Origin of the sequence: Marseilla massiliensis (genome assembly GCF_016899955.1) — a bacterium.
GTDB classification, from domain to species: Bacteria; Bacteroidota; Bacteroidia; order Bacteroidales; family Bacteroidaceae; genus Prevotella; species Prevotella intestinigallinarum.
Map to the genome: position 1 here is coordinate 95,946 of NZ_JACJJL010000006.1, position 13,125 is coordinate 109,070.

A 13,125-nucleotide genomic window follows, 5' to 3' on the forward strand; every position below is an offset into this window, starting at 1 on the left:
TTTATGCCGGATTTTTTTGTCGGCAATGTAAAAACAGTTTACGGTTGGCTTGCTTGTGGTTTTCGATTTGTAACATATTGTGGCCCAGATGGTTGCACCACACCTGCCGTTTTACATTCCGAAACGGCAGGTGCGAGTGTGTCGAACGGCCGTTTCCATGGTGCTAAACGGGCCATGTTGCAATGCCAAACGTGCCTTATGGCAATGCGTGTAAGGAAATCCGACAGTGCCAAAGTGCACCGGCACCACATCCGGCCGCCCCGTGCGGCGTCGCCTTCCCGTTGCCGCGGCTGTAGGTAGAGGCTTTTCTCATAGTGCAGCCCCGCATCTCCGGGGGTGTGCTAATTTTGTTCTTTTTTTCCGTAATAATCTTAAATTTGCTTCCGTTTGCTCAATGCCGCGCCCTTTTCTTTTGCCGTTTCGTTCTAAAACTTTAACTTTGCATCTGTTTAAAAGTAAATAAGTATATGAACAAGAAATTGTTGATACCACTCATCGTGGTTATCGTTTTGCTATTGGGTGGCGTTACATATCTTGCAATTGGGCTGACCCATCAGCGTCAGGTGAACAAGGACATGCAGGAACTGGCAGACCTTGACAAGAAGGAAATGGAGAATGAGTATGAGCAATTCGCCCGCCAGTATAGCGAGATGAAGACGCAAATAAACAACGATTCGATAGTCGCGCAGCTCACTCAAGAGCAACTCAAGACGCAAAGGCTGCTCGAGGAGCTCCGCCAGGTGAAGAGTACCGATGCCCGCGAGATAGCACGTCTCAAGAAGGAACTGGCCACGGTGCGTGCCGTGTTGCGCAGCTACGTGCTTGAGATTGACTCGCTCAACCGCCTCAACCAGAACCTCAGGGAGGAGAACAGCCGCGTAAAGGGCCAGTATAACGAGGCCACCCGCCAGATAGCCGGGCTCAGCAGCGAGAAGGCTTCGCTGTCGGAGAAGGTGGCCATTGCCGCCCAGCTCGATGCCACGGGTATCAACATGATAGCCAAGAAGAAAAACGGCAAGGCCGTGAAACGCATAAAGGACTGCAAGTCTATAGAGGTGTCGTTCCGCATCACGCGCAACGTCACAGCCACCAACGGCGTGCGCACGTTCTACGTCCGCATAACCACGCCCACCGGCGACGTGCTCGGTGGGGGCGGTACGTTTGCATACGAGAACCGCAACATAGAGTGCTCTATGAAGAAAAGCGTGGAGTACACCGGCGAGGAGACCCCGGTCACCATGTACAGGGCGGTTGAGGAGTTCTTGAGCAAGGGCACTTACACCGTCAGCGTCTTTGCCGATGGCAACATGATAGGCTCGCGGAGCTTTACGTTCAGCAAGTAAACGTTTTTAATTTCCAGTCATTATGAAAGGTATCGTTTGGCTCTTGCTGTTGTCAGGGGCGGTGCCGTCGTCAGCCGCAACGCATGTGCTGAGCCTCGACAGTTGCCGGGCCATGGCATTGCGCAACAACAAGCAGCTGGCTGTCTCGGAGCTGCAGCGCGATGTGGCCACCAACATGAGGAAGTCGGCCCGCACGAAGTACCTGCCGCACGTCAGCGCGGTGGGCAGCTACATGTACAACAGCAGGGAGCTGTCAATACTCAACGACAGGCAGAAGGGGGCTCTTTCGGGGATAGGCACCACGGCCACCTCGGGGCTGGCGGGCTCGCTCCAGGGATTTGGCGAGGGGCTCACCGATGCCCAGAAGGCAGCTCTCGACGAGGCGCTGAAGGTGTTTGGCACCACCACCGACCAGGCCCTGGGCAACATCGGGGCCCAAGTGACCGGCCTGGCGTCGGCACTCAACGCCGAAGGGCAGAAGGTGGTTGACGCCTTCCGCACCGATACCCGCAACATATTCGCCGGCTCGGTCATGGTCACACAGCCGATATTCATGGGCGGGAGCATCGTGGCCATGAACAAGATGGCCCGCCTCGGCGAGCAGATGGCGGCCAACGGCATCGACGCCAAGCGCCAGCAGACGCTCTTCGACGTTGACAATGCCTATTGGACCATAGTATCTCTGAAGAACAAGAAGCGCCTGGCAGAGAGCTACCTGAAGTTGGTGGGCCGGCTCGACAGCGACGTTCAGAAGATGATACGCGAAGGGGTGGCCACCCGCTCCGAGGGCCTCAGCGTGAAGGTGAGGCTCAACGAAGCCGAGATGTCGCTGACTCAGGTCAACGACGGGCTCGTGCTGGCACGGATGTTGCTATGCCAGATATGTGGCTTGCCGCTCGATACCGACATTGCCTTGGCCGACGAAGACTCCTGCAGTCTGCCCACAGCCGACGCTACGGTGTACGGAAGCCATTCAGACGCGGTTAACAACAGGCCCGAACTGCAGATGCTCCAGAATGCCGTCGACATAAGCAAGCAGGCCACAAACCTGCTCAAGGCAGGCAACCTGCCTCAGGTTGCGCTCATCGGAGGGTATTCGTTCAGCAACCCAAACGTGTTCAACGGGTTTCAAAACAAGTTCGGAGGCGTTTGGAGCGTAGGCGTATTGGTGCGCGTGCCCATCTGGAACTGGGGCGATGTGGCCTATAAGGTGAGGGCCGCAAAGGGCGCCACAGCCATGGCCAACCTCGAGTTGGCAGAGGCGCGCGAGGGAGTCGAGCTGCAAGTAAGCCAGAGTTCGTTCAAGCTTTCGGAAGCCGGCAAGAAGCTGACCATGGCCAAGGCCAGTGCCGAACAGGCCGAGGAAAACCTGCGCAGCGCCAACCTGGGCTTCCGCGAAGGTGTGATTCAGAGCACAACGGTGATGGAGGCACAGACCGCCTGGCTCAAGGCGCAGTCGCAAAAGATAGACGCAGAAATAGAAGTTAAACTAAGCCAAGTCAACCTGAAGAAGGCCCTTGGAACATTAGACGATTGATTATGTCAGCAAAATCACAACATAACAACATCCTGCTTGCCGTCGCCGGGTTTGCGGCAGTGGTCGTAGTGGTTGCCTTGATAGGCTTTTTTGCCCTCGGGCGTGAGCCGGAGCTCATACAGGGGCAGGTGGAAGTGACAGAATACCGGGTGTCGAGCAAGGTGCCGGGGCGCATCCTCGAGCTTCGGGTAAAGGAGGGCGACTATGTCAGGAAGGGCGACACGCTGGCCATTCTCGACGCGCCCGACGTGCAGGCCAAGCTTGCCCAGGCGCGCAGTGCCGAGGATGCGGCTGCCGCCATGGACGAGATGGCGCGCAGCGGCGCCCGCGCCGAGCAGGTGAGGGGAGCTTTCCAGGTGTTGCAGCAGGCCAAGGCTGGCCTCGACATCGCCCGCAAGTCGTACGGGCGGGTGCAGCGTCTGTACGACGAAGGGGTCATGACAGAGCAGAAGCGCGACGAGGCCTTTGCCAATTTCAAGGCCATGGAGGCCCAGGTAAAGGCCGCCCAGAGCCAGTATGACATGGCCCGCAACGGTGCTCGGCGCGAAGAAAAGATGGCCGCAGCCGCCCAGGTGAACCGTGCCAAAGGCGCGGTGGCCGAGGTGAGTTCATATATCAACGAGACCGTCCAGGTGGCACAGATGGACGGTGAGGTCAGCGAGGTCTACCCGAAGGTGGGCGAGCTCGTAGGCACGGGCGCCCCGATAATGTCGATATCGGTAATGACCGACATGTGGGGCACGTTCAATGTGCGTGAAGACCAGTTGAGCGGGCTTGCCGTTGGCAAGACTTTCAATGCTTATGTGCCGGCGTTCGGCAAGGACATAAGCATGAAAGTGTATTATATGAAGGACGAGGGAAGCTATGCCGTATGGAAGGCAACCAAGGCCAACGGGCAGTTTGACTTGAAGACATTCGAGGTCAAGGCGCGTCCGGTTGGGCAGGTTGAAGGGCTTCGTCCGGGCATGTCGTTGGTAGTAAAAGAAAAATGATATAAGCCGGTGCGGTTAAAAGAGTGTCTCAGCCAAGTCGCGCGTATAGCGTGGCGCGAATGTTGCATACTGCGCAAAAACCCCATCTACTGGTTTTGCATGGTTGTGTTCCCGCTTCTGGTGATGTTTTTTTTCACATCCATGATGCAGGAGGGGCAGCCCACCGACATGCCTGTCGGTGTGGTAGACCACGACCATTCGTCGCTAAGCCGGCAGCTTGTGCGCCGGCTCGACGCCTTCCAGACCAGCCATGTAGTGGCCGTCTACCCCACAGTGCGCGATGCTCGCAAGGCCGTCCAGGCAGGTGAGATATACGCATTCCTGTACATTCCCGAAGGCACTTCCGACAAGTTGCTGGCCCAGCGGCGCCCAACAGTGTCGTTTTACTACAACATGGCCTACTACGCGGCGGGCACTTTGCTCTACCGCGACCTTACCACCATAACCACGCTCGGCTCCGCTTCGGTGGGCATGGCAACGCTCCAGGCCAAGGGTGTGCCCCCCGCGCAGATACAGTCGTTCCTCCAGCCCATCGTAATCGACCTACACCAGATATCCAATCCGTGGACAAACTATAACATATACCTCAGTACCGTGCTCGTGCCCGGCGTCATCATGCTGTTCATCTTCCTCATAACGGCATATTCATTGGGTACAGAGCTTAAGTTCAAGCGTTCACGCCAGTGGCTGTCGATGGCCGACGGCAACATCGTGGTGGCGCTTGCCGGCAAGATGCTGCCGCAGACACTGATATTCCTCGCCATAGTCTACGGATACATGTACTATGTCTTCGGGGTGCTCGGCTTTCCCCATCCGGGTGGCATCATGCGCATAGCCATGCTCGGGTTGGCCACGGTCTTGTCGTCGCAAGGGTTCGGAATATTCGCCTTCGGGCTCATGCCATCGTTGCGTATGTCGATGAGTGTGTGCTCGCTTTGGGCCGTGCTGAGCTTCTCGATGGCCGGTTCGGCATTTCCGGTGATGGGCATGGACTCCGCCTTGGAGTCTCTTTCGTGGCTCTTCCCGTTGCGCCATTACTTCATGGTTTACCAGATTACGGTGTTCAACGGTTACGAAATGCTCGACGCATGGTTCCACATAGCGGCGTTGGTGGCCTTTGCCTTGTTGCCGATAATGGTGTTGCGCAAGATACGCAACGCCATGCTTACCTACGTATATATTCCTTGACGTGATGAGAGAAGACGGAATCATAAACAAGATACGCGGCGGAGTGGTCGACGCCTGCCGCATTTGGGCGGAAGAGATGAGGCAGACCGTCCGCGACGAAGGTGTGCTTATATTTTTCATCCTCGTGCCCTTGCTCTATCCGTTGCTTTACTCCTGGATATACAACAATGAGGTAGTGCGCGATGTGCCGGTGGCCGTTGTCGACAACTCGCGCACGGCCATGAGCCGTGAGTTCGTGCGCCATTGCGACGCTTCGCCCGATGTGCGGGTGCTGTGCTACGCATCCGACATGGACGAGGCCCGTGCGCTGCTCAGCCGTCAGGTGGTGAAAGGCATTTATTACCTGCCGTCTGATTTCTCTACGCGGCTCAACCGCATGGAGCAGACGGCCGTCAGCGTATACTGCGACATGAGCCTCATGCTCACCTACAAGGCCGTTTACCAGACGGCCATGAGCGTTGCCCTCGACATGAACAGCCAGTTGCAGGTGAAGGTGGCGGGCAACACGACCGACCGTGAAGACCTTGTCACCACGAGCCCGATGGCCGTGACACCCGTGCCAATGTTCAATCCGTCGGGCGGTTACGGCTCGTTCATACTGCCGGCGGTGCTCATGCTCATACTGCAGCAGACGCTCGTGCTGGGCATAGGCCTGTCGGCCGGCACCGCCCGCGAGCGCAACCGTTACCAAGACCTTATTCCCTTCAGCCGCAGCTACCAGGGAATGTTCCGCATTGTCATGGGCAAGGCCATGTGTTATTTCATGATTTACGCCGTGCTGGGCTCCTACCTGTCGATGATAGTGCCCCGCCTGTTCCATTTCGTTGTGCTGGCCGAGCCCTCGGTGCTGCTCGCCATAATGCTGCCATATATATTTGCGAGCATCTTTTTCGGCATGGTTGTGTCGTGCATGGTGCGTTACCGTGAGAACGTAATGCTGCTGGTGGTCTTCGCTTCCGTGCCGTTGCTGTTTCTCTCGGGCGTGTCTTGGCCGCAGAGCAACATGCCGTGGTATTGGGAATGCTTCTCGTGGCTGTTTCCTTCAACCTTCGGCATCAGGGCTTACGTGCGTGTCAACACCCTCGGGGCGTCGCTTTACGACGTGGCCTTCGAGTATAGGGCCTTGTGGGTGCAGGCTGCTGCCTACTTCCTGCTGGCCTGCCTGGTGTACCGTCACCAGATAATACAGTCGCGCCGCCATGCACTCGACAGGCTCGACTACATCCGCCGGCGCCGCGAGGTGAAGCGCCGCTTGCGTGAGCGCGCGGCCCGCAAGTGACTGCAGTCTGCCCCGAAGCCGCCTGGCACCGGGCTTATGGCGCGCAGGCGTGAGTGATTTTGCGGCATTGCTTTTGTAAAAAAATGATGCCGCATTTGCCATTTTCCATAACTATCTGACAGCCAGCGGCTTGCCAAACACGCCGCTTTATGCTGCCGAACGGGCCTTTCCGCATTGCCGTAAGGGCCGTTTTGCAGGCCGTCATGGCCCGTTTTGCGCAGCGTTTCCACAGGCGTGGCTTAATGACGGGTGAAATGTTGAAAATGTTCATCATATAAAATAGTTGTCTATATGAGTCGTTCGATGGTTTTGCTTGCCTTGCTGGCAGTGTTGGCCGCGCCCTCCGCGTCGTTGGCACAGGCCGGTTCCGCCGGAGTTTTCTTGCGCGACGTCGCTACCGGCGAGTGGATTATTGGATTGATTGGCGACCGTGCCGTCTACGATGATTGCTTATGGCGTTGCGACAAAGAGGCGGGCGGCGGCTACCGGCTTACTTCGGCCAACCGTCAGGTAGGCGTGTCGTTGGGGCGCGGCAGGGTTGCAGTCGGCGGGCAGAGCCATGCCGTGACCGAGTTTTCCGGGCCTTTTGTGCCGCCATATCCATCGCCTTCGGCCGACACCATGGCGTTGGCGCCCCTGCAGCGCACGGATACCGCCACCTTCGTTTTGGTGAGCCGCAGCCGCCGTCAGTATTACGACTACCTTGAACTTGTTGACGACTCGATGCCCGGAAGCGTCTTGCTTCATCCCCATGCCGATTCGCTGGGCCGCGTCGTTGTGCGCCATGCCACCCGAAGACCGGCCTGCCTGCGCCTTTTGAGCAGGGCCGACACAGTGGGCCGGCCCATTGCTTCGGTCATGGCCTACTGCAGTCCGGGCGACACCGCGCTGCTTTACGTCGACGACATCGACGGGCGTGCCTATTTCATGGGCAGCCAATCGAGGGTGAACAACGAACTGATGGCAGCAGGGGCAACCTCTGTTTACAGGCTTACTTTCCCGATGCAGACCGACGGTCTCGACTCTGCCTTGGCTGCTTTCGGCCGCTCTTGGGCAAAGAGCCGGCTGTCCATCGATTCTATTTGCGCCGTCCGACCGGGCATCTCGGCTGCTACCAGGCGCTGCCTTGAGGCTTACGGCCGCTTCTGCTATGCCTTTGAATGCACTTACAAGGCGTGGAGCGAACTCACCGCCGACAGGTCGGGGGGAGCTGTCCGCCGGGTTGGCCGCGACCAATGGCGTGCCGGCGCTATGCCGCCGGGTGGTTGCCGGGTTTGCGGCCGACTATGAGGCGTCTGCGTTTCCGCCATCGTGGGCGGCCACGTCGTTCAGGAAAGTATATGCCCCGTTGCGTTTCGTGCTGGAAAACAAGCTCATACAGGCAACCCAATGCCCGGCGTCGGGAGCAGGGCAGGTTGTTGTCGACTCGTTGAAAGCCAAGGGGAGGCTGTTGTTTGAGAAACTTCTGCGGCCTTATCGCGGCAAGGTTGTATACCTGGACCTGTGGGGAGGGTGGTGCGCACCGTGCCTTGCAGAGATGAAACATGCGCAGGCCCTGCGCGACAAGCTGCGCTCCGAGGGTGTGGTTTTCATTTATCTGGCCAACAATACCAACGGCGAGCTGTACCGAGAGCTCGTCTCGCGGTTCGGGCTTGATGCCCCCGGCTCAGTCAGCTTCAACCTTCCGCCTGACCAGCAGGCCGCCATCGAGAGCTATCTTTCGGTGGATGCTTTCCCCACATATATAATAATAGACCGCGAGGGCAATGTGGTAGGTGGCGTGGTGCCCAGGCCCGGCCAGGCTGCCGAGCTTGCGAAGGCCCTGAGGGAGGCCGGGGCAAGGTAGCCGCCGGGCGCCGGCGGGCGCGTCAGCCTTGCCTTTCGTGCCTGTATTGCTTGGGCGACATGCCCATGGTCTTGGCAAAAAGGCGTGAGAAATAGTAGCAGTCTTCAATGCCGACCTTATGGCATATCTGGTTGACCTTCATCCCGGTGGATGCCAGCAGGCGGCACGCCAGATTTATTTTCAGCAAGTTGAAGTATCCAAGCGGGCTGTGGCCGGTCTGCTGCTTGAACATCGACGAGAAGTGAGAAGGCGAATAGCCCGTGTAGCCGGCTATGTCGCGCAGCGACAGATGCTTCTCCGCGTTCTCTTTCATATAGTGTATTGCCGCCCCGACAACGTCGGTAGAGCGTGGCTTCGGGTCGGCATTGCGGAACAGCGTTATGTATCTCATCGACGCCAGGTAGTGGTGCAGCAGCGACGAGGCGTAGCGCAGGTTCTCCCGTCCGTACCCGTTGCGCAGCGTTACAAATATTTCCTCGAAAATGTTGTTGCGCTCGCTGATGCGCGACATGGCCCCCGGCTTTACGTCGTTTGGCCTGAGGGCGCCTTCGGCATAGATGGCGGCATGCGCCCCGGTGAAGTGAACCCAGTAGATGGTCCACGGCTCTTGTTCGTCGGCGGCGTATGTGTGCGGTTTGCCGGCAGGCAGGATTACATACTGGTCGGCCCCTACGTCATGCCTTTCGCCGCCTACACAGTACCACCCCGCGCCCTCTACACAGTATATCAGCACGTATTGCGAAATGGGTTGCGTGCGTTCGCGGTAGTGGCCGGCGGCCTTGGGGTAGTATCCTATGTCTGTTATGTATAGGCTGGAAGCCAGCGGGTCGGCGCTCTCAATGTCGATGGCCATCTGCGGCAATACTATCACCTGTTCGCCGTTGAATCCGTCTTTCTGTTTCATACCATTGCTTTTTGCCGCCACTAAGTTAGTATTTTTCTTCTGTTCACCAAAACTTTTGCCTGCAAAACGCTGCCCACGGGCCACCATTGCCGCCTGTCTTCCAGCCACGGCCGCTACTTGTGGTGGGGCTGGCTGCCATCGCCCGGCACGCAGCCGTGGTGGCTGTGGGTGGGCGCTTGCCGCTTTCGGTGTTTCCTCTGCACCGTGCCTCCGTGGCTCACGTGCCCCGGCAGGCCTGCCGCAGGCCCTTGCCCACTGTGTGCGGCAGGCCGGCAAACGGCGCAGCCGCAAGTGTAAAAAACGTTAAACACACCCGTTCGCAATCACAATCTGTGATTTTTGCTGCAAAAAGAGCTACCTTTGTGCGTCGCAACCGTGTTTGGGGCGGCACTAACTATAACTATAACTAAAACTTATCAGCGAATGAGACAACGTTTACTTTCAGCCATAGGCATGGCAGCCATGGTGTGGATTGGGGCAAGCGCACAGTCGGACGTGACGCTTACCCGCAACGGCGACAGCTACAAAATGTCCAACGGAACGGTGTCGGTGAGCATCGGCAGCAACGGACGCATCAGCGAGATGACTTTCCGCGGGGGCCCCAATGTGCTGGCAAGCAATGGTGTCTATTTTGACTACACGGCCGACAAGAACGACAACCTCAACCCGACTACGTCGAAAATAGTAAGGCAGACTGCCGACTACGCGGAGGTTGTGTTCAGCAATACCACCGCCGACCTGCGCTTCGAACAGGGCTTCATCATGCGAAAGGGCGTCAACGGGGTCTACGTCTACGTAGTGGCCAACGGCACGCCCACGTCGTCCGGGGTCAACCTGAGGGAGGCTCGGGTGTGCACCAGGCTCAATTCTTCGTTTGTCAACGGTTATGTCGACGAGGTGATGAATGGCAAGATACCAACCAATGCCGAGATGGCCGTGGCCGAGCGCGAGGAGAACGTGGTGCAGGATGCCACATACCGCATGGCCGACGGGTCGATATACACCAAGTACGACTGGGCGCAGTATGTGGTGCGCGACAGCCTTCACGGGCTCATGAACGTCAACTCGGGCGTGTGGAACATACCTTGCAGCCACGAGTGGCTCAACGGAGGCCCTATGAGGCAGGAGCTTACGGTGCATGCAACGAGCAAGTCGCCCATCACGATACAGATGCTCCAGGGCGAGCACTTCGGCGCTTCGTCGCAGCGTTACGAGGATGGCGAACGCAAGATTTACGGCCCGTTCCTCATCTACCTCAACCGTGGCTCACAGCAACAGATGATTGCCGACGCCAAGCGGCAGGCCTCGCAGCAGCAGGCGGAGTGGCCTTTCGCTTGGTTTGACCATGAGCTCTATCCGCTCGACAGGTCGACGGTGAGGGGGCGGCTCAGCGTTACCACCGGGCAGCCATGCGACAGTGTGCAGCTGGTGCTGGCCGAGGCCGGCACCTCTCCCTACGCCCAGGGCAAGGGATATATGTTTTGGGCAATGACAGGATCCGACGGTTCGTTTGCCATTCCCAATGTGCGCAAGGGCACCTACACGCTTTACGGATATGCAACCAAGGGGGGCGTGACCGACGAACTGCAGCGCGCCGACATCGAGGTGGGCGGTTCTGACGTCGACCTCGGCGTTGTCGAGTGGACGCCAGAGTGCCGTGAGCGGCTGTTGTGGCAGATAGGGGAAAACAATCGCTTGGCCGACGGGTTCATGTATAGCGACACCTGCAGGGCTTACGGGCTGTGGGAGCTGCCCCCTGCCGACCTTAATTATATAATAGGTGAGAGCGACCCGGCCACCGACTGGTATTTCGCGCAGACCAAGAACGGCACGTGGACGGTGTCGTTCAATCTCGACGACAACCTGTCGGGCACGGCCCTGCTCACTGCTTCGATGGCCGGGGTGACCAACAACCCCAAGGTCGAGGTGGCCGTCAACGGCACTGTGCAGGCCAATTGGAACCTCGCCCAGAACGATGCAGCCATATACCGCAGTGCTGTGCTGGGCGGCAACCACCGTGTCGAGACGTGTGAGTTTCCCGCATCCGTGCTTCACAAAGGCACCAACACGGTGGCGTTCACCATGTCGGGCATACGGAGCAATGGCGGGGTGATGTACGATTGCATCAAGCTTGAGGCCGGCGCGAAAGTGGTGTCGGGCATATCCGAGGCCGACGTCGAGGTGGCCGACGGGCCGGTAGAGCTGTTCACCGTCGGCGGGCAGAAGATTGGCGTGTTCAACTCCATAGGCGAGGCCGGGTTGGATGGCGGCATCTACATCTATCGCCGTGGCGCCCGGTCGGGGAAAATAGTGCTTTAAACAAGCCTGCCGCTGCGGCATCAGCCGTCGGCGGCAGCACGGCCGACTTCCACAGCCTCCCGCACGCCGGTGCTGGAGGCTGTTTTTCAGCCTTCGGCCAAGCTCGTTCTATGCCGTGGCCGTTTCCGTAATATTGTCCATCTTTTTAGTTGCTTTTGTCTATTGTCGCTCTTGTCCATATTCATTATCTTTGCACCGAGACTCAAACTAAAAACCTAACGCAATATAATTATGGACAGTTACAACAAGAAATTTGTCTATTTCATTTGCCTCGTGTCGGCATTGGGCGGCCTGCTCTTTGGCTACGACTGGGTCGTTATCGGCGGGGCGAAGCCGTTCTACGAACTTTATTTCGGCATTGCCGACTCACCGTCGGCCCAAGGTCTGGCCATGACCATTGCATTGGTAGGGTGCATGATAGGTGCCATGCTGTGCGGCACGCTGGCCGACCGCATAGGCCGCAGGCGCCTGCTGGTGGTGTCGGCGCTCATATTCCTGCTCTCGTCGGTAGCCACCGGGGCTTTTTCCGACTTCCACTCTTTCCTCGTGGCCCGCTTCTTCGGCGGCATCGGCATTGGCGTCGCCTCCGGGCTGTCGCCCATGTACATAGCCGAGGTGGCCCCGACAAAGGTGCGCGGCAAGCTCGTGTCGCTCAACCAGATGACCATCGTGCTCGGTATACTCGGTGCGCAGATAACCAACTGGCTCATTGCCGAGCCAATACCCGGTGGCAGCACAGCCGCCGACATCGCCGCGTCGTGGAACGGACAGATGGCATGGCGGTGGATGTTCTGGGCTGCCGCAGTGCCTTCAGCCTTGTTCCTTGTGCTCGCCTTCTTCATTTCGGAGAGTCCGCGGTGGCTCGCGTTGAAGGGAAATGACGCCGAAGCTCTTGCCATCCTGACCCACATAGGGGGCTCAGAGTATGCCGGCCGTGAGCTTGCGGCGGTCAAGTCGGCCAATGCCGCCGATGCTCAACAGGGCGGTTTGGGCATGCTTTTCTGCCGTCCGTTCCGCCGCGTGCTGCTGCTCGGCGTAGTCATTGCGGTCTTCCAGCAGTGGTGCGGCACCAATGTCATATTCAATTATGCACAGGAAATCTTCCAGTCGGCGGGATATGAGATAGGCGATGTGCTGTTCAACATCGTCGTGACCGGCATCGCCAACGTGGTGTTTACCATCGTTGCGATATTCACCGTCGACCGTCTTGGGCGGCGGGCCCTGATGTTGCTCGGTGCCGGAGGGCTTTGCGCCATCTACCTTATACTTGGTGTGTGCTACTACTTCCACGTCACCGGCTTCTTCATGATTGTGCTCGTGGTGCTCGCCATAGCCTGCTATGCCATGACGCTTGGCCCTTGCACGTGGGTGCTCATATCCGAACTGTTCCCCAACAAGGTGCGGGCCGTGGCCGTGGCCACGTGTACCTTTTCCCTGTGGGTGGGTTCTTCTACGCTCACCTACACCTTCCCGCTGCTCAACACTGCCCTCGGCAGCTACGGCACGTTCTGGATTTACTCGGCGGTGTGCCTCTTCGGCCTGCTGTTCTTTGTGTTCCGCCTGCCCGAAACCAAGGGGAAGTCGCTCGAAGAACTGGAGAAAGAGATGGTGGGGTGAGGCCCCTCCCCAGCCCTCCCCATAACGGGGAGGGAGCCCGTTGGCCGGAATGCAGCGGCAAAGCATCTCATTATGATATACAACGAGACATATATTAAAT

The 13,125-nt window shown here is 58.2% G+C and carries 11 protein-coding genes; 9 read left to right on the plus strand and 2 right to left on the minus strand.

Going from position 1 to position 13,125, the window contains the following annotated elements; all coding sequences use genetic code 11:
* Positions 1-467: 467 nt before the first annotated feature.
* From H6B30_RS05095 to H6B30_RS05115, 5 genes are all read left to right on the plus strand, one after another.
* Entirely contained in the window at positions 468-1,343 is an 876-nt protein-coding gene (locus H6B30_RS05095; protein WP_205108564.1) for a DUF8429 coiled-coil domain-containing protein, read from the plus strand.
* Positions 1,344-1,365: 22 nt separating this feature from the next.
* On the plus strand, positions 1,366-2,880 hold the full coding sequence (locus H6B30_RS05100; protein WP_205108566.1) for a TolC family protein: 1,515 nt from the start codon (positions 1,366-1,368) through the stop codon (positions 2,878-2,880).
* Between the two features lie 2 nt (positions 2,881-2,882).
* On the plus strand, positions 2,883-3,872 hold the full coding sequence (locus H6B30_RS05105) for an HlyD family secretion protein (RefSeq protein ID WP_205108568.1): 990 nt from the start codon (positions 2,883-2,885) through the stop codon (positions 3,870-3,872).
* A gap of 99 nt (positions 3,873-3,971) precedes the next feature.
* Entirely contained in the window at positions 3,972-5,060 is a 1,089-nt protein-coding gene (locus H6B30_RS05110; protein WP_205108570.1) for an ABC transporter permease, read from the plus strand.
* A 4-nt stretch (positions 5,061-5,064) separates the two neighbouring features.
* Positions 5,065-6,339: an ABC transporter permease gene (locus tag H6B30_RS05115; protein WP_205108652.1), complete on the plus strand. Its 1,275-nt coding sequence runs from the start codon at positions 5,065-5,067 to the stop codon at positions 6,337-6,339.
* A gap of 34 nt (positions 6,340-6,373) precedes the next feature.
* Here H6B30_RS05115 and H6B30_RS05120 read toward each other — a convergent pair whose 3' ends face one another.
* Complete coding sequence (locus H6B30_RS05120; protein ID WP_205108572.1) at positions 6,374-6,613, minus strand: hypothetical protein; 240 nt, start codon at positions 6,611-6,613, stop codon at positions 6,374-6,376.
* 17 nt (positions 6,614-6,630) lie between these two features.
* Here H6B30_RS05120 and H6B30_RS05125 point away from each other — a divergent pair, with 17 nt between their 5' ends.
* Together H6B30_RS05125 and H6B30_RS05130 are read left to right on the plus strand one after the other, a co-directional pair.
* Positions 6,631-7,629 (plus strand): hypothetical protein, encoded by a 999-nt coding sequence (locus H6B30_RS05125; protein WP_205108574.1) that lies wholly within the window; start codon positions 6,631-6,633, stop codon positions 7,627-7,629.
* On the plus strand, positions 7,601-8,185 hold the full coding sequence (locus tag H6B30_RS05130; protein ID WP_205108576.1) for a redoxin family protein: 585 nt from the start codon (positions 7,601-7,603) through the stop codon (positions 8,183-8,185). Before H6B30_RS05125 ends, H6B30_RS05130 begins: the two co-directional genes overlap by 29 nt.
* Positions 8,186-8,207: 22 nt before the next feature.
* Here H6B30_RS05130 and H6B30_RS05135 read toward each other — a convergent pair whose 3' ends face one another.
* Complete coding sequence (locus H6B30_RS05135) at positions 8,208-9,089, minus strand: AraC family transcriptional regulator (RefSeq protein WP_205108578.1); 882 nt, start codon at positions 9,087-9,089, stop codon at positions 8,208-8,210.
* 423 nt (positions 9,090-9,512) lie between these two features.
* On the opposite strand from H6B30_RS05135, the gene H6B30_RS05140 reads away from it, so the two are divergent.
* Both H6B30_RS05140 and H6B30_RS05145 read left to right on the plus strand, forming a co-directional pair.
* Positions 9,513-11,408, plus strand: a complete 1,896-nt coding sequence (locus tag H6B30_RS05140) for a polysaccharide lyase family protein (RefSeq protein WP_205108580.1) — start codon at positions 9,513-9,515, stop codon at positions 11,406-11,408.
* A gap of 231 nt (positions 11,409-11,639) precedes the next feature.
* Complete coding sequence (locus H6B30_RS05145; protein WP_205108582.1) at positions 11,640-13,025, plus strand: sugar porter family MFS transporter; 1,386 nt, start codon at positions 11,640-11,642, stop codon at positions 13,023-13,025.
* Positions 13,026-13,125 lie beyond the last annotated feature (100 nt).